18 protein-coding genes and 1 tRNA gene are annotated in these 15843 nt (G+C 33.9%); 7 read left to right on the top strand and 12 right to left on the bottom strand.

What is annotated here, in order from left to right; genetic code table 11:
• Window positions 1-15: 15 nt before the first annotated feature.
• Window positions 16-1797 (top strand): RagB/SusD family nutrient uptake outer membrane protein, encoded by a 1782-nt coding sequence (locus tag IR010_RS09390; protein ID WP_029272252.1) that lies wholly within the window; start codon window positions 16-18, stop codon window positions 1795-1797.
• Window positions 1798-1834: 37 nt separating this feature from the next.
• Window positions 1835-3403 carry a DUF4957 domain-containing protein gene (locus IR010_RS09385; RefSeq protein WP_194603269.1) on the top strand — a complete coding sequence of 523 codons (1569 nt, stop codon included), beginning with the start codon at window positions 1835-1837 and terminating at the stop codon, window positions 3401-3403.
• Window positions 3404-3514: 111 nt separating this feature from the next.
• On the opposite strand, the gene IR010_RS09380 is transcribed toward IR010_RS09385, so the two are convergent.
• From IR010_RS09380 to IR010_RS09360, 5 genes are all read right to left on the bottom strand, one after another.
• Entirely contained in the window at window positions 3515-4087 is a 573-nt protein-coding gene (locus IR010_RS09380; protein ID WP_194603266.1) for a pentapeptide repeat-containing protein, read from the bottom strand.
• A gap of 42 nt (window positions 4088-4129) precedes the next feature.
• Window positions 4130-4330 (bottom strand): hypothetical protein, encoded by a 201-nt coding sequence (locus tag IR010_RS09375; protein WP_194603263.1) that lies wholly within the window; start codon window positions 4328-4330, stop codon window positions 4130-4132.
• 71 nt (window positions 4331-4401) lie between these two features.
• The gene (locus IR010_RS09370) at window positions 4402-5322 is read right to left on the bottom strand and encodes a helix-turn-helix domain-containing protein (RefSeq protein WP_194568462.1); all 921 of its coding nucleotides are present in this window, start codon (window positions 5320-5322) and stop codon (window positions 4402-4404) included.
• 25 nt (window positions 5323-5347) lie between these two features.
• Entirely contained in the window at window positions 5348-5755 is a 408-nt protein-coding gene (locus tag IR010_RS09365; protein WP_194603260.1) for a hypothetical protein, read from the bottom strand.
• Window positions 5756-5797: 42 nt separating this feature from the next.
• On the bottom strand, window positions 5798-6361 hold the full coding sequence (locus tag IR010_RS09360) for a DUF6642 family protein (RefSeq protein ID WP_194568458.1): 564 nt from the start codon (window positions 6359-6361) through the stop codon (window positions 5798-5800).
• 324 nt (window positions 6362-6685) lie between these two features.
• On the opposite strand from IR010_RS09360, the gene IR010_RS09355 reads away from it, so the two are divergent.
• Together IR010_RS09355 and IR010_RS09350 are read left to right on the top strand one after the other, a co-directional pair.
• A complete protein-coding gene (locus IR010_RS09355) occupies window positions 6686-7945 on the top strand; it encodes a putative DNA modification/repair radical SAM protein (RefSeq protein WP_194603257.1) in 1260 nt (419 codons plus the stop codon).
• Between the two features lie 4 nt (window positions 7946-7949).
• Window positions 7950-8735 (top strand): TIGR03915 family putative DNA repair protein, encoded by a 786-nt coding sequence (locus IR010_RS09350; protein ID WP_194603254.1) that lies wholly within the window; start codon window positions 7950-7952, stop codon window positions 8733-8735.
• 20 nt (window positions 8736-8755) lie between these two features.
• Here IR010_RS09350 and IR010_RS09345 read toward each other — a convergent pair whose 3' ends face one another.
• The 3 genes from IR010_RS09345 to IR010_RS09335 form a co-directional block, all read right to left on the bottom strand.
• Window positions 8756-9118, bottom strand: a complete 363-nt coding sequence (locus IR010_RS09345) for a nuclear transport factor 2 family protein (RefSeq protein WP_029272261.1) — start codon at window positions 9116-9118, stop codon at window positions 8756-8758.
• 102 nt (window positions 9119-9220) lie between these two features.
• The gene (locus tag IR010_RS09340; protein WP_228515132.1) at window positions 9221-10303 is read right to left on the bottom strand and encodes a serine hydrolase domain-containing protein; all 1083 of its coding nucleotides are present in this window, start codon (window positions 10301-10303) and stop codon (window positions 9221-9223) included.
• A 50-nt stretch (window positions 10304-10353) separates the two neighbouring features.
• Window positions 10354-10749, bottom strand: a complete 396-nt coding sequence (locus tag IR010_RS09335) for a VOC family protein (RefSeq protein WP_194603247.1) — start codon at window positions 10747-10749, stop codon at window positions 10354-10356.
• Between the two features lie 274 nt (window positions 10750-11023).
• Between IR010_RS09335 and IR010_RS09330 the strand changes: the two genes are divergently transcribed.
• Entirely contained in the window at window positions 11024-11683 is a 660-nt protein-coding gene (locus IR010_RS09330) for a GNAT family N-acetyltransferase (protein WP_228515131.1), read from the top strand.
• A gap of 44 nt (window positions 11684-11727) precedes the next feature.
• On the opposite strand, the gene IR010_RS09325 is transcribed toward IR010_RS09330, so the two are convergent.
• The 3 genes from IR010_RS09325 to IR010_RS09315 form a co-directional block, all read right to left on the bottom strand.
• On the bottom strand, window positions 11728-11982 hold the full coding sequence (locus IR010_RS09325) for a hypothetical protein (protein WP_029272265.1): 255 nt from the start codon (window positions 11980-11982) through the stop codon (window positions 11728-11730).
• A gap of 142 nt (window positions 11983-12124) precedes the next feature.
• Window positions 12125-13345 (bottom strand): DUF763 domain-containing protein, encoded by a 1221-nt coding sequence (locus IR010_RS09320; RefSeq protein ID WP_194603244.1) that lies wholly within the window; start codon window positions 13343-13345, stop codon window positions 12125-12127.
• 428 nt (window positions 13346-13773) lie between these two features.
• Window positions 13774-14379: an FMN-dependent NADH-azoreductase gene (locus tag IR010_RS09315; protein WP_194603241.1), complete on the bottom strand. Its 606-nt coding sequence runs from the start codon at window positions 14377-14379 to the stop codon at window positions 13774-13776.
• A gap of 187 nt (window positions 14380-14566) precedes the next feature.
• On the opposite strand from IR010_RS09315, the gene IR010_RS09310 reads away from it, so the two are divergent.
• Window positions 14567-14938, top strand: a complete 372-nt coding sequence (locus tag IR010_RS09310; protein ID WP_194603238.1) for a winged helix-turn-helix transcriptional regulator — start codon at window positions 14567-14569, stop codon at window positions 14936-14938.
• A gap of 278 nt (window positions 14939-15216) precedes the next feature.
• Here the strand turns inward: IR010_RS09310 and IR010_RS09305 are convergent.
• A tRNA-Met gene (locus tag IR010_RS09305) sits at window positions 15217-15290 on the bottom strand.
• 151 nt (window positions 15291-15441) lie between these two features.
• On the opposite strand from IR010_RS09305, the gene IR010_RS09300 reads away from it, so the two are divergent.
• Window positions 15442-15834 (top strand): START-like domain-containing protein, encoded by a 393-nt coding sequence (locus IR010_RS09300; protein ID WP_026984135.1) that lies wholly within the window; start codon window positions 15442-15444, stop codon window positions 15832-15834.
• Window positions 15835-15843: the final 9 nt, after the last annotated feature.

The raw sequence follows: 15843 nt of genomic DNA, 5'->3' as shown, positions 1-15843 counted from the left end.
TAAATAATTATCAAGATGAAACATAAAATAATAATAGCAGGTCTAATCATAACAAGTCTTTTTACTTCTTGTCAAGAAGATTATTTAGATGCACCAGCACAATCAACACTAGACGAGTCAGTAATTTTTTCTACAGCAGGACTAGCTGAAGGCGCAGTAAACGGAATAAAAGTACCGTTTGCTGAGACAAACTCTTACAGAGGCCGTTTTCTTCCTTTTTACGGATTAAATACAGATGTTGAATGGTACAACACATCTCAAACAGCTGGTGATGCAGCAGATTTATGCGTATACGATGCAAAACCTATAAATTCACAAATGAATACAACCAACAATGCTTGGGCTATGATGTATTCAGGAATTGAACGTGCTAATATCTGTATTCGCGGTTTGCGTCAATATGGCGATCCTAGACCAGGAACAGATCTTGGTTATTTATTAGGAGAAGCATTAACATTGAGAGCTATTTATTACGCTGATTTAATTAAAGCTTGGGGCGATGTTCCAGCTCGTTTTGAACCAATTAATTCGGCAACGATTTATTTGGCTAAATCAAGTCGTGATGTGGTTTACAAACAAATTATTGCAGATTTAGGAGAAGCTTCTGCTTTGGTTCCATGGCCAAATGAAACAGCTAAAACAAGTACAGTAGAAAGAATCAATAAAGCTTTTGTAAAAGGATTTCGCGCTCGTTTAGCTTTGGCAGCAAGTGGTTTTCAGCAATATCCTGACGGAATTAGAAGAAGCACAGATCCTGAACTTTCTGTTGGAAATATGTACAGATTGGCTTTAGATGAATCTCGTTCTGTAATTTCTAGCGGAAAAGCCAGTTTAGAATCTTCATTCGAAACTTTTTGGAGAAAATACAATCAAGAAAATACTACAGCAGGAGGAGAATCTCTTTGGGAACTTCCTTTTGCAGATGGTAGAGGAAGAATGTTGTTCAGTTTTGCTGTTCGTCATACAACTAATGACCAGTTTCATGCTAATGGCGCTAACCGCGGAGGAACTGCAGGACCGCTTCCGTTTGTATTTTATGATTATGATCAAGCCGATTCTCGCCGCAATGTAACTTGCGTTCCTTACAAATGGGGTACAGCTGTAAACAATGTTGCTAAACAAGAATTAGGAGCGTTAAATACTTGGTATTTTGGAAAGTATCGTTATGAGTGGATGACTCGTTTCGTTACCTCAACAAATGATGATGGTGTAAATAAAATCTATATGCGCTACGCTGAGGTACTGCTTATCGCTGCTGAAGCAGCAAATGAATTAGAAGGACCAGGCGCAGCGGCACCGTATTTAAAAGAAATTCGCAGAAGAGCTTTTGCGCCAGCAGTTCAAGCTGTAAAAGTAGATGCTTATGTAAATGCCTTAACAAGCAAAGAGGCAATGTTTAACGCCCTTGTTGAAGAAAATAAATTTGAATTTACTGGCGAAATGGAGCGTAAGCAAGCACTTATTCGTTGGAATTTGCTTAAAGCAAAATTAGATCAGGCAAAACAAAAAATGACAAATTTAGCAGCACATACAGGAGAGTATGCTGATGTTCCAGCAACTTTATATTATAAATTTAAAGCAGACAACGTAACTCTTGATATCTATGGATTAAACAGAGGCGAAACAACAAATCCAGGAACAGATTACACTTCAGTAGCTTGGAATAATTTAATTGATACTAAGATAAATTCACTGTATAAAACAGGTGTTAATCCTGACAACAGACAGTTCTGGCCAATCTGGCAAGTATTTCTTGACGGAAGCAACGGGAAATTAGTTAATGATTACGGTTATTAAGAATCTTAGAAAAAATTAATTATAAATTATAATTGTTATGAAAACAAAATATATAGTAAAAGGATTAATAGCCACATTCTTGCTCGCTTTTGCAGTTTCAAGCTGCGAAAGTTATACAGATGAATTGTTAGATGGTTTAGGAAATACAAGAGAATTTTCTCCTATATCACTTACGGCAAAAGTAAAAAATCAAACTATTGTTGAACTTAATTGGACAGTAAACGAAGCTGCAGATCATTATGTAGTAGAGTTTAGCGCAGATGATGCTGAGTTTAAAACAATTTATAAAACAGTTGAAGTTACTGCAGCACAATTACCGGTATCTGTTGCCTTAGAAGGTGAAACTGTTTATTCTATCAGAGTAAAAGCAATTACAACTGGATTAGCAGATTCAAAATGGTCTGTAATAACAGCAACTACTTTATCTGAACAGCTTTTCTTGCCGGTACAGCCAATAGATATCGAAGCAAAACAAGTTACTTTAAGATGGACGCCTAATAGCAATGTTACTCAAATTACAGTTGCGCCAGGCGGTATTGCACACACTATTACGGCTGCAGAAAAAACAGCAGGAGTTGCAGTAATAACTGGACTTACAGGAGAAACTGCTTATACGGCTACATTGCTTAACGGAGCAAAAAAGAGAGGCACAGCCACTTTTACAACTGGAATCGACATCGGAACTGGTATTTTAGTTAAACCTACAGATGACTTGAATGCAGCAATTTCGGCAGCAAACCCAGGTGCAGTATTAGTTTTGATGCCAGGTGATTATACCGTTTTTACAGCGGAGTATATTTTAACAAAACCAATTACGATTAGAGGTTTGAGAAGTTATGATAAGCCATTAATTCATGGTAAATTCACTCTTAATGCTGGAGCAACTTCGCTAAGTTTAATTGATTTAGATATTAATGGAGATAAAACACAGACAGATGTTGTAAAATACAATGAAGTAAGTGCTGGATATGGAGCTCTTTTAATTAGTGGTTGTAATATTCATGATTTTGCAAAATCATTGATATCACAATCTGTTACAGGAAGCACTAAAATTGCTTCTGCTACAATCGAAAACTCTATTGTTACAAATGTATTGACTACTGGTGGAGATTTTATCGATTTTAGAACTTCAAATTTAGCTTCTTTAACACTTAAAAACAGTACTTTCAATAATTGTGCTGTAGCCCGTGATTTTATCCGTATCGATAACGCAGCTGGTCTAACAGGAACTGGTTTAACAACTAATGTATTGATTGATGCTTGTACGATTTCTAATAAAGGTATGACAGCAACAAATAGAATTTTATATGTTCGTTTTAATGCTAATGCATCTATAGTAAGAAATACAATATTTGCTGATACTCCTGGAATCTATTCAAACCAAAATGGTACTGCAACAGCAACAACACCGCCAACGTTTACAGCTAATAATTACTTCAATTCAAGTTTATTATACACAGTTGGTGCCGCTGCCATTACAGTTGATAAATCAACAACCTATACGACATTGAATCCACAATTTACAAATGCAGCTGCTGGAGACTTTACAATAAGTAATCAAGCGTTAAAAGATGCTAAAGTGGGAGATCCACGTTGGATTAAATAATATTTTTACAGTTAGTTTAGTAAAAAGGGATGCAGTTTTGCATCCCTTTTTTATTTTTATATAGCGTGTGGTTTAAATCCGTCTACTCCGCGTACCATTAACACCAACAATTTATTCAATATCCAAATCAAATTTTTCTAGTAATCCTGCCAGTGCAGCATGCGACACTCTAGTTCTTTTGATTTTGTTTTCAGAAGGATCAAAAGCGTAATTCCTTGAACTTCTAAAGTCTGTTTTTTCCAAGATGCATTCCACGAAAGTGGCATTAGACAAATCGCAGTTTTTAAAGATTGCCAGAGACAAATCGGTATTCGAGAAATCAACATCTTTTAAGGAACAATCAATGAATTGGGTTTTCTTTAATTTTTTATAAATAAAAGTCGAATAATCTAAAAGACAATCATGAAAATTCATCGAAAATAAAAAACTGTTGCTTGAGCTGAAGTCTAATCCCATTAATTTACAGCCAATAAATGTGATGTTTTTTAAACCTGTATTTTTAAGAACGGCCAACGAAAGATTACAGTTTTTAAACGTACAATCTAAAAAGTCAATCGAACTGAAATCGCTTTTTGAGAAGTTGCAATTGATGAACTCGCAATTTACAAATTCGTTATCCGTTAGTTTTTGATCCGAATAATCAATCGTGTCAAAAGTTTTGTTTTGATGCAGTGCAGCTTCCATAAATAATTAAGTTGAGGTTGAAGAGGATTTGGCTAAGCCGATTTATTCTAATTCGATACAGTCAAAAATGTTGTTTTGAAGAAGTAATTCCGAAATTTCGATTTCGCTGTCGATTCTTAAAATGTTATCACAATCTTCAAGATCAAAATTCCACGAAGCATCTGGCAGCAATTCCTGAAGAACTGTTGCTGCTAACTCTAATTTGGATTTTGTATCAACTGAAGTTTTAAAAACATAAATCATAATCTGCTCTTTTTTTATGGTGCAAATTTCAATAAATGCTTTTTGAGTTGATAGGATTCTGTAATCAATAATTAGGATTTATCAATCAATTTTCGGTATTGAATAGGAGTAAGATCTTCGTGTTTTTTAAAGAAACGGCTAAAATAAGATTGATCTTCATGACCAACATGCATTGCTATTTCGCTAACCGAAAGCGTAGTTTGATATAATAAATATTTGGCTTCAAGCAATATGGTTTCATCAATCCATTTTGTGGCCGACTTGCCGGTTGCAGTTTTAACTGATTTGTTAAGATGATTCGGCGAAACATTCAGCAATGAAGCATAAAACTTTACCTGATGATTGATTTTAAGATTGGCGTAAATGAGTTCTTTAAACTTAGCCGAAAGCGCCATTGCAGCTGTTCCGTTTTTAGAAGTTTTTACAGCATTTTTATTCATTTCACAAAACAACGCCATTAAATAAGACTGAACAAGTTCTAAATTAGAAATACCATTTTCAACATATTCAACTTGTAATCGATGAAATAAATTGAAAATAAAGAACGCATTTGTTTCTGAAAAAGCAATATTTGGAGTACCGCCAATTTTTAGAAAATCAAAATCGTGGATCATTTCGCCGTTGGCATATTTTCCAATTAAAACATCAGGATGAAACTGACATATATAACCAACATGCTTACTGTTAATGTGTTCTATTGAGAAAATCTGCCCAGCCGGAACCACAATAATTTCGTTTGGATTTGTTAAATATTCTTCAAAGCCAATTTTAATTACATGAACGCCCGAAGTTATGAAAATAATGGTATGACAACTGTGTTTAGAAGGCGGAACAGGATGCTGCAATTGCATTGTTTCTTCCATCTTCAAGCAAAAAAAACGTTCTGAATTTGATGTAAAAAGCTGATTCGCCGGATTATCTAAACCAAGAAATTTTTCTCTAAATCCCTTCGCTCCGTACGTTTTTACTTTTTCAGCTGTTTTGTCTTTCATTTATCAGGCGAAGATCCGCTCTTGTTTAATTTTCAGAATCAATATCAAATTTAAAGAAATCAAATAAACCGAAAAGAATTAACCAAGCAGCAAAAATGTATACCAGCACTTTTTTATAATCAAATTTATTGTAGTTCATCGCACGAAGCCACTCGTCTTCGGGTTCAGATAATTTATAGTACACAATAAACAGCCCCAAGCCTAATGCGGCAAGCCCTGCAACATACTTAAGAATCATGTTAGGTTTAGATTTTTTGATTTCTCCATAAAAAATGATAGAGGAAACAATTACAAATAAAAGCAACAACAGATCTGTATTTATAAAATTATGATAATGTATACATATTCTCCAAAGATCTGCTAGACCAACAATAATTAAAAGGGCTCTGGAAGTGACCCAAAAAGGATAGGAAGAAGCATAAAGTTGTTTCATATAAATGGGTTGGTTAGTTTAAATTAATTGGTTTATTTTTTGTCAATAATACAATCTAAAATCGAGTAATTGGCACAAAGCATAATGTTTTTGGTACAATTCTTCAACAACTTCCACAAGATCGTCATTGTCTTGATACAGGCTAAAAAAAGCTTTGTCGATTGTACTTGAACTAGCTATTTTATTGTAAGTAGATCCGTAGCCCGAAATCGCGCGCGCACCAGTAATGTCAAGAAAATATTGGGCTTCTTCTTCGTTTAAATCTAATATTTTCTTATTCGCAAAATGAATGATTTTCCCTTTCATTTTTCCTTCAAAAAGTTCTGCAATTTCTTCAAGGCTGTAATAATAATCGTGAAGACAGATATTGTTAGGTTCTCCTGGCATTACGAGATAAATAATTTCATAATCCTTAAAATTATGATCTTCGTAAAGCAGTACATTCAAACTTTCTTCTAAGCCTTCGATGGTATCGCAGGTTTTATAAATACTCGCAATGCCTTGATCGATAGCAATTTCCTCTAAGTTTCGAACCACTTGAGTTTCTAAATAAGTATCTACATCAGGAACGCCTTCCAGACAGAAAATAAATTTATCATTATCCATAAGAGTACACTTTCAGGTTGGAATTAGTGATGAAAGACTCACTTTGTTTTGGTTCTAACAAAAGTATTTTTTTATGTGGAAAAAGCGTTATAGGATTAACATTTTAACTTGTTTTTTTGAATGGTTGAGCGTTTTTAAATTTTTAGCAGAAAGAAGTAACCGCGCTAAAATGAAAATAATTATAATGAAATGATATAAAATATTTTAAAAATATTGCATCAATTTGATACAATTTGGAACAACTATTACATCGCCGTTTACGCACCAAATCACTAGTTTTGAATTACTGAATATACATTTCAAAAGCAATAAAAAAAAGTCAAAATGGTGAACGAGAGAGTGATGGAGAAGTTAGGCATATTAGCAGATGCTGCAAAATATGATGTTTCGTGCGCGTCTAGTGGCAGCAAGCGAGAGAATAAAAACAAAGGAATTGGAGATGCTAAAGGCTACGGAATTTGTCATGCTTTTACAGAAGACGGACGCTGTGTTTCCCTGCTCAAAATTTTACTTACAAACCACTGCATTTTTGACTGTGCCTATTGCGTCAGCAGAAAAAGCAATGATATTAAACGCGCTGCTTTTACCGTTCAGGAAGTGGTAGATCTTACTATTGGTTTTTATAGAAGAAATTATATTGAAGGTTTATTTTTAAGCTCCGGTATTTTTGATAATGCAGATTATACAATGGAACGTTTGGTTCGAATTGCCAAGAAATTGCGTTTAGAAGAAAATTTTAACGGCTATATTCACTTAAAAGCAATTCCAGGCGCAAGTGACGAATTGATGAAAGAAGCCGGAATTTACGCTGACCGTTTAAGTGTAAATGTAGAAATGCCAACAGAGCAAAGTCTTAAATTACTAGCGCCGGATAAAAATCATATTGATGTGATTAAGCCAATGGAATATTTTAAAAATGAAATTATCGGTTACAAAGAAGAAAAGAAACTCAACTATAAAGCGCCGTCTTTTGCTCCGGCAGGTCAAAGCACACAAATGGTAATTGGCGCAACAAAAGAAAGCGATCTTGAAATTCTTGGTATGGCCGACTATTTTTATCAGCAAATGAATATGCGACGCGTTTATTATTCTGGATATGTCCCAATTAGTAACGATAACCGCCTTCCTGCTATTGGAACACCAGTGCCGATTATACGTGAAAACCGTTTGTATCAAGCCGACTGGCTGATTCGTTTTTACGGATTCAATGTAAATGAAATCGTTGGTTTTAATCAGCCAAATCTTGATTTGGATATTGATCCAAAATTGGGATGGGCTTTGCGTAATTTAGATCAGTTTCCGGTTGATATTAATACCGCCGATTTAGAACTTATAAAACGAATTCCGGGAATTGGTTATTTAAGCGCTAAAAAGATTGTTGCTGCAAGACAGTTCAAAAAACTTGTTCCGTATGATTTAAAGAAGTTAGGAATAGCATATACGCGAGCTAAATATTTTTTAGCTTTTGCAACGCCATTTCAAATGCAAAGAGATTTTACTTCGATACAAATCAAAGATCAGATTTTAAATATTCAAAAAAGTAAATACAAAAACGATTTCTCGAACCAGCTTGCCTTATTTTAATAAAATGACACAGATAATTTATGACGGAACTTACGAAGGCTGGCTTACTGCCGTATTCGAAATTTATGAATATAAATTAGAAGATATTGTTTTTGCAAAAAATGAAGCTTCTGCTGCTTTGCTTTTTTCTACTTCTCATCATGTTATAACTGATGAGTCAAAAGCAAACCGTGTTTTAAGCGGCCTGAAAAAACGCCTTTCGGCAGAAGGATTTGCAGCTCTTTATAAAGCATTTTTATCTGATGTAAACGAAATTGAAGAAATAATGCTTCGGTTTGCAAAACATGTTTTATCAAGTTCAAAAAATGTGGAAGAAGATTTTAGCAACAATGCCGTTTGGGATCTCAGAAAAGCAACCCGATTGACCAGAAAAGAAGCACATAGAATGGAAGCTTTTGTTCGTTTTAAGCTCACGAAAGATGAATTATATTATGCTATAATTGAGCCCGACTGCGATGTTTTGCCACTCATAGAAAATCATTTTAAAAAACGCTACGCAGATCAGCGCTGGTTAATTTATGATACAAAACGTAAATACGGAATTTATTATGATCTTGAAAATACTTCAACAATACAGCTGCAGTTTAATCCGGGAGCGAGTTCATCTAAATTTTTAACTGAGATATGCGATGAACAGGAAGAGTTTTTTCAGGAGCTGTGGCGACACTATTTTACCCATGTAAATATTGAATCGCGAAAAAATATGAAAGTTCATTTGCAGCATATGCCAAAACGTTATTGGAAATATTTGACAGAGAAAATTCCGAATATAAAGAAAGAGGCTCGTTAAGGCCTCTTTCTTTATTCTAATTAATTATTTTCAACCAGTTCAATATCCATTGTTTTGATCAATCCATCTTTAAAAGTATAGATATGTTTTACTAATCCGTCAAACATTAATCCGCCTTGCAAATCTTTTACATTTTGATGCACCTTAACTTCTAAGCTTCCGTTTTCTCTTTCATTAAAACCAACAGGCTCAACTTTCGGGTTTATTTCAGTCCATTGTCTGGTCCAATATTCCTTAATTTCATTATGTCCGCTAATATAACCGCCCTCCCAAGCTTTAGACCATTGCACATCTTCCTGCATTGTCGATAATGCGTTATCAATGTTTCTTTCATTAAAAGAATTATAGGCTTTCTTGATGGTATCTTCAAATTGATTTTTCATTACTTTTTAAATTGAATTAATAAAAGTTGTTTTACAGATTAAGCTAATGTACAATCTTTTTAGTTTCTGTTTTGAAGAAATTTTTCTGAAATTATAATGCTTCTAGCTGCCAAGATCCGGAATATAAAATTTTGCTATTTCTTCAATTATGTCCTGTGGAGCACTTCCGGTAAGATTTGTAAAAAGTAGTATGGTGAGATTATCTTTAGTATAAATTACAAAAGCGGCACGGCCTCCACCAATAGGAGCAACTGCAGGATGTTTTTTCCTATTTATCACTGGCCAGCCCAATGCGTAGGCATTTAAAATTCCTCCAAAGCCATCAAAGGTTCCATTGTTTAATTTTACAGGGTTCCAGATTTCATTTATCTTTTCTTTGTCTTTTAGAAGTTTTCCCGACTGTAAAGCAAGAATCCATTTTGTCATTTCTTCGGCTGTTGTAAAAGCACCAGCATCAGCTTTCATTTTTGTCGGAAATTCTTCGTGTGTCTCTACTAACTTATTGGTTTTACTATATTCATTTGTTATTTTGTCTTGAAAATAATACGAATAAGTAGGACTTTTGTTTTTAATGACATCATAGGAATTTGCATAATATATTGAAGTCATTCCAGCCAAATCAAATTGATTTTTACGAACAAAAGTTTCAAAATCTAGTCCGCTGCATTTTTCAATAATATGCTGTAAAATGAAATAATTTGTGGCATTGTAATAGAATTTTTCTCCTGCATTAGATAGTAAAGGCAGTTTTTTGACTTTAAACCAAGCCGAATCCTGACCCTTTCCTCCAATTAAATCTCTTTCATCTTCAATATCAGGAAGGCCAGAAGTATGACTCAGTAATTGCTTGATTGTGATTTTATTCCAAGATGCTGGAATCGAATCTATGTAAAGAGAAATAGAATCCTGAATATTAAGTTTATTTTGTTCTTCTAATTGCATTATGGCTACGCTGGTAAAAACTTTTGCAATAGAATTTATTGAAAAAATGGTATTGGTTTTTACAGGTATTGAAAAGGATACGTTTGCAATACCAAATGCTTTTGAAAGAAGAATTTTTTTATCTTTAATAATTACTAACTGACAGCCAGGAATTTTTTGTTTTTTCATTTCGGCTCCTAGATAATTTATCACTTTAATCGTTTTATCTTGTGCTGAAATATAATTTTGACTAACAAAAAACATACAAAATATTAAAAATCTTATTTTCATAACAGAGTGGTATTTTTTTGAGTTTACATTCCCGGCCAATAAAGAAAATTGAATTTATGACCGTCTGGATCTGCAAAACCAAATGTATATCCTTTTTCGAATTTTTCTGGTTCAGAATAAATTTTTCCTCCAGCTTCTTTAACTTTAACATACCATTGATCTACTTCTTCTATGCTTTTGGCAGAAATTGAAAAAATTATTTCAGTTTCGTTTTCAAGATTGGCAGCTTTGCTTCTCGCACTTTCTTCAAATCTAGTTTTTATAAAGAAATTAATAACAAATTTACCTTTGCTAAATAAAATACTAGATAATTCATGCGTACGATTTCCGTTGGTTTTAAAACCCAAATCGGTGTAAAATTTGGTTGTTCTGTCTAAATCATTCGAGGCAAGATTTGCCCATATCATTTCAGGTTCCATAAGCGTAAATTTTAGATTATTTGCGGTAACTAAGTTATGAATTAATGTTTTTCTATAGTTTTATATTGTATGTATTTGCTTTTCTTTCAAAATGATAAAATCATATCATTTTGATAAGGAAACTGGTAAGTCTAAACGATGCTTTTTCTGATTAAGTGTTTGTTTGTGAGTATTTTGTGTTTTTGTAAAGTTTTGTTGATACCGTTGGTATATAATTTGGATAGAAGGATTTTATACTTTCAAATTTACTAATAAATAGTAAGTACACTAAAATATGAAAACGCAAAAACGTACTATAGATTTTTTGAGCAAAGATCTTCTATCGGGTAAACCAATTCAAAAAAAAACAACCATATTACTCAACAGTCAAACGACTGAAGAATTTTTAGATTTCACGATTGACGTTGCTAATTCTGAACATGTTTTTTGGGTAAAAGAGATTTGCGAAGTTACATTGTCATCTGCGTTAGCTCGCGGAACAGGCATTTCAGGTCGGTCAGCAGCATCGCTTGAGGAAAAAATGAAAAAAGGCGAAGCTGTTATTGCTTTTGCATCAAATGGCAAATGGGCAGGATTCTCGTTTATCTCTTCTTGGGAAAATGGGCGATATGTTTCTAATTCCGGATTGATAGTTGCGCCTGAATTCAGACATACAGGTTTGGCAAAAAACATTAAAAGAAAAATTTTTGAGCTGAGCCGTCAAAAATATCCAGAAGCTAGCATATTCAGTCTGACAACAGGCTCGGCAGTAATGAAAATGAATCATGAGCTCGGTTTTGAGCCGGTTACTTACGCAGACTTAACTGCCGATGAACTTTTTTGGGAAGGATGTAAATCTTGTGTCAATTGCCCTATATTAATGAACAAAGAAAGGAAAAACTGTTTGTGTACAGCAATGCTGTATAATCCAAAACAGAATAATCGTAATGTTTAAATTAGATTTTCAATCAGTTGAATTTGAACGTCAATAACTTGCTGTTATTCCTGTTCTAAATTATCAACAGCAGAAATCTGATCCAATATATTGGTTTGGTTTGGCGAAATGTAATTTTTTATTTCAGGAGTAGTTTCCTTCTTAAAAAGAATGTCTAATGCATTATAAAGTCGTAATAAAACCTCTCTATCCTCTTTTTCAATCTCTAAAGCCGTGTTGAAATTAAAAACATAATTATTCGAATTGCGTACTTCTACTTTTATCGTTTTAGATGTGATTTTGAATTTGACGATATCCATATTGTTATAAATTTATTAGTTTGCAAAAATGCTATTTTAATGGCAGTTACTGCGGCTATTTTTGTGTTTTTTTTATTTGAATAAAAATTTGTCTTTGAATAATCAAAGCATTTATAATATTTGCGGGAATCTGTAATCAAACTTAAAATAATTCCAGCTGATTATTGGGATTAATGGGTTTGTTTTTTGGAGGCTTTGCATCGCCAAAAATAGTTCGTCCGCCGTATTGGTGTGATTCGTCTCTTTCTCTTTGAATCAGTGCATCAAAGTTAGCATTAGGCGTAAAGCTTTCTTCAGCTTTTCTTGAGATTTCAGATAACTTTTGAATCGCTTGAATTTTGTCATTGTTGCCTATTTTGGCACGATTAATTGCTCTTTGTAAAGTATCAATGGTCTCATCATAAATTTTTACCGGAACAGGAAATGGATGCCCGTCTTTTCCACCGTGAGCAAAAGAAAAACGCGCTGGATCTTCAAATCGGGTAGGAGTGCCGTAAATTATTTCACTTACCAATGCTAATGATTGCAGTGCTCTTGGTCCCATTCCTTTTAAAAGCAAAAGTTCTTCAAAATCTTCTGGTTTATTTTCGTGAGTTGCCCAAAGCATTGCCCCCAGTCTTTTCATATTAACATCTTCCATCCTGACATCGTGATGTGCGGGCATAGAAAGGTATTGCATCTCTTTCATAATTTTTGTGGGAGACTCTTTTGATAATTCTAAAATTCCTTCTCTCGATTTTGTTGCTGCCTGAGCGGTAAGATTTAAAATAGAACCTTGATTTTCACCATAAATAAAAGTATGCGGCTCATTTATAAAAGATTTTAAATCTTGTGAATGCCAATGATATCGTCGGGCAGTTTTAGAATTGGGATTCATGCCTTGCTGAATAACAGCCCATTGTCCTTTATTGTCAACGATAAAATTATGCTGGTACAATTGAAATCCGTCTTGAATTGCTGCATTGTCAACTTTAGCAGTAAGTTTGCTGCAATTCGCAAGATTGTTGCCGTCAAGACCTGTTTTTTCGCCTACAGCTAAAAGTTCTTGTGGAGTTAACATTGAATGTTTGCCTTTTCCTCCGCAGATATATATGCCAAGTTCTTTTGAATGCGGGTTTACTGATTTTTTTAATGCTCCAAGTACAGAAGTTGTAATTCCAGATGAATGCCAGTCCATTCCCATCACAGCGCCAAAACTCTGAAACCAGAAAGGATTACTAAGCTTGCTTATCACTTCAGAGGTTGAAAACTCCAAAGCAATCGTTTCTACAATAGCGAAACCAAGCTTAGACATTCGTTCGGCAAGCCATAATGGAACATGTCCATAATGTAAAGGAAGATCTGCTGTGCCGGAACGTTTCATTTGTTAGATTTGTATTTACACAAAAATACGTAAAATACTTTTAAATGCTTTTTAGGATAATATTTTTACTTTTCAAGTTTTTATACGGATGAAAAATAACTTTAAGCCTAATTGATTTAAATTTCCTGCCGGATTAGAAGTGAATTTTAAAAACAAACCCTTAAAAATTTCTGTTTAAGGGTTTGTTTTTTGTAGCGAGGATGTGAGTTGAACCATTAACCCGCTCCGCTAAGAGTTCCTTTTGAAAAGCTGCGCAAATATCTTTGACTTTGCGAAATTTTTAGTTCTGTTTTTTTATATAGAATCAACAAACTGTATTTTATAATTATATTAATTTTGGTTTAAAGTCAGAGGCATTTGCGCAACATTGCTGATGAAGACTTTGCTTTTGATAGAATTAAAAAGTGGAATATAGATTTTACAATGGATTAATCAATTACAATACTGTCAATTGCATTTTCCATCGCAGTTTCTTTTATTCCCGGAACTTTTAGTCCTTCAGCTCGAATCGCTGTTAAATCACTCATGCCCAAAAAGCCAAGAAAGGCTTGTAAATACGGAACTACAAAATCATTGGCTTTGCCGGGACCTTCTGAATAGACACCACCAGAGGTCATAGCAACATATACTTTTTTATCTGTAACCATTCCAATAGGTCGCCCGTCTTCACCATATCCAAAAGTTACTCCGGGTCTGGTAATATGATCAATCCAGGCTTTTAAAGTTGAAGGTATTGTAAAATTGTAAAGAGGAGCTCCAATAACAATGATGTCTGCATTAAATAATTGTTTTAATAAATCATCAGAAAAGCGGATAGATTCTTTTTGTTCTTCGTTTAATAAATTAGGAGGAGAAAATAAGCTGCGAAGAGAATCAGGATTAAGATGTGGAATTTCATTTTCTGCCAGATTAAGTTCTTCAACCGTGCTGCCGGGATACTTTTTCTGAATTTTTTCTACAATAAGCTGTCCAAGCTTAATACTATAAGATTGATTTCCTTGAATGCTTGACATTAAGTGAAGAATGTGTTTCATAATTTAGAGATATAAAATTTAAAAATTAAAACCTGAATGTGTCAAAATCGTATGTTCATTTTGACTTAAAAGCCTGACTTTGTTTTAAGGTTTACTTAAGGCAAAGCTAAGAGTATCAGGTATGCAAAAGATAGCAGTTACCTAAAGGAAATCAGTTACTTTTAGGAAAGTTTGTATCTTTACAGCTATGAAAACAATTGAAAAAGAAGTACTTCCAACACAAGATGAATGTGCAGGATCGCTTAAAAACATACTGGATGCACTGTATGTTTTAAATGGCAAATGGAAAATTGCTTTGATTCTAAGTCTTGTACAGTCTCCTAAACGGTTTAATGAAATTCGTAAAGAAATTACAGTAATCTCTCCCAAAATACTGGCGAAAGAACTCAAAGATTTGGAACTAAATGATTTTATTAAACGTACTGTTTATCCAACAACCCCAGTAAGTATTATTTATGAAGCAACAGATTACAGCCGAACTTTAAAAAGTGTAATTCGTGAACTCAGTGCGTGGGGTGAGCAGCACAGAGAAAAGGTGAAAGAAAGTATGAGAAAATAATAAATTGATTCTATTTCCACGCTCCGGGAAGAGTTCCTTTTGAAAAGCTGTGCAAATGTCTCTGACTTTGCGCAATTTTTTTGCTTGTTAGAAATTGTAAACGTTATAAAAGTCTTGGCGATGAAGACTTTGTGGAATGGGGGGATCGTTTTGCTTTTCAAGTTTTTATGCAGATGAAAAACAATTTTAAGCTTAACTAATTCAAATTTCCTGCTAGATAAGAAGTAAATTCCAATAAAAAACCCTTAAACATTTCTGTTTAAGGGTTTTGCCTTTTGTAGCGAGGACGGGAGTTGAACCCGTGACCTCAGGGTTATGAATCCTGCGCTCTAACCAACTGAGCTACCTCGCCTGGACTGCTATCAATGAATTCCTGATTGCGGGTGCAAAGATAGAAATAATATTAAAGCTTACAAGAATAAAATGAAGAAAAAAAAATATTTTTAAAAACGCATTGTTTTTGGACATATATTCTTATATTTCGAAAAAATTTAAAGTAGCACATGGATCCAAAAATACGTTACGAAATCGAGTTTCCTATAAATTCTTCGCCACAATTATTATATCAATATATATCAACGCCGTCAGGTTTGTCAGAATGGTTTGCAGACAATGTAAACTCAAGAGGCGAATTTTTTACTTTCATCTGGAATGACTCGCAAGAAAAAGCGCGTTTGGCTTCTAAAAAAACGGGAGAAAAAGTTAAATTTAAATGGGTTGACGAAAGCAGTAAGGATACTGAATATTTTTTTGAACTTCATATCTTAGTCGATGAATTGACGAAAGATGTGTCGTTGATGGTTGTCGATTTCGCTGAAAAAGAAGAAGTAGGAGAGGCTAAACAATTGTGGGAGAATCAGATCTCTGACCTGAAACATCTTATAGGATCTGTTTAGTAAATCTCT

This window comes from Flavobacterium sp. MR2016-29, from assembly GCF_015350695.1.
Lineage (GTDB): Bacteria > Bacteroidota > Bacteroidia > Flavobacteriales > Flavobacteriaceae > Flavobacterium.
This window is presented reverse-complemented; position numbering and strand designations above follow the sequence as displayed.

Excerpts from the sequence above, each read along its gene's own strand:
- IR010_RS09390 (WP_029272252.1), top strand. The coding sequence starts at position 16 with ATGAAACATAAAATAATAATAGCAGGTCTAATCATAACAAGTCTTTTT.
- IR010_RS09385 (WP_194603269.1), top strand. The coding sequence starts at position 1,835 with ATGAAAACAAAATATATAGTAAAAGGATTAATAGCCACATTCTTGCTC.
- IR010_RS09380 (WP_194603266.1), bottom strand. The coding sequence starts at position 4,087 with ATGGAAGCTGCACTGCATCAAAACAAAACTTTTGACACGATTGATTAT.
- IR010_RS09375 (WP_194603263.1), bottom strand. The coding sequence starts at position 4,330 with ATGATTTATGTTTTTAAAACTTCAGTTGATACAAAATCCAAATTAGAG.
- IR010_RS09370 (WP_194568462.1), bottom strand. The coding sequence starts at position 5,322 with ATGAAAGACAAAACAGCTGAAAAAGTAAAAACGTACGGAGCGAAGGGA.
- IR010_RS09365 (WP_194603260.1), bottom strand. The coding sequence starts at position 5,755 with ATGAAACAACTTTATGCTTCTTCCTATCCTTTTTGGGTCACTTCCAGA.
- IR010_RS09360 (WP_194568458.1), bottom strand. The coding sequence starts at position 6,361 with ATGGATAATGATAAATTTATTTTCTGTCTGGAAGGCGTTCCTGATGTA.
- IR010_RS09355 (WP_194603257.1), top strand. The coding sequence starts at position 6,686 with ATGGTGAACGAGAGAGTGATGGAGAAGTTAGGCATATTAGCAGATGCT.
- IR010_RS09350 (WP_194603254.1), top strand. The coding sequence starts at position 7,950 with ATGACACAGATAATTTATGACGGAACTTACGAAGGCTGGCTTACTGCC.
- IR010_RS09345 (WP_029272261.1), bottom strand. The coding sequence starts at position 9,118 with ATGAAAAATCAATTTGAAGATACCATCAAGAAAGCCTATAATTCTTTT.
- IR010_RS09340 (WP_228515132.1), bottom strand. The coding sequence starts at position 10,303 with ATGTTTTTTGTTAGTCAAAATTATATTTCAGCACAAGATAAAACGATT.
- IR010_RS09335 (WP_194603247.1), bottom strand. The coding sequence starts at position 10,749 with ATGGAACCTGAAATGATATGGGCAAATCTTGCCTCGAATGATTTAGAC.
- IR010_RS09330 (WP_228515131.1), top strand. The coding sequence starts at position 11,024 with ATGAAAACGCAAAAACGTACTATAGATTTTTTGAGCAAAGATCTTCTA.
- IR010_RS09325 (WP_029272265.1), bottom strand. The coding sequence starts at position 11,982 with ATGGATATCGTCAAATTCAAAATCACATCTAAAACGATAAAAGTAGAA.
- IR010_RS09320 (WP_194603244.1), bottom strand. The coding sequence starts at position 13,345 with ATGAAACGTTCCGGCACAGCAGATCTTCCTTTACATTATGGACATGTT.
- IR010_RS09315 (WP_194603241.1), bottom strand. The coding sequence starts at position 14,379 with ATGAAACACATTCTTCACTTAATGTCAAGCATTCAAGGAAATCAATCT.
- IR010_RS09310 (WP_194603238.1), top strand. The coding sequence starts at position 14,567 with ATGAAAACAATTGAAAAAGAAGTACTTCCAACACAAGATGAATGTGCA.
- IR010_RS09300 (WP_026984135.1), top strand. The coding sequence starts at position 15,442 with ATGGATCCAAAAATACGTTACGAAATCGAGTTTCCTATAAATTCTTCG.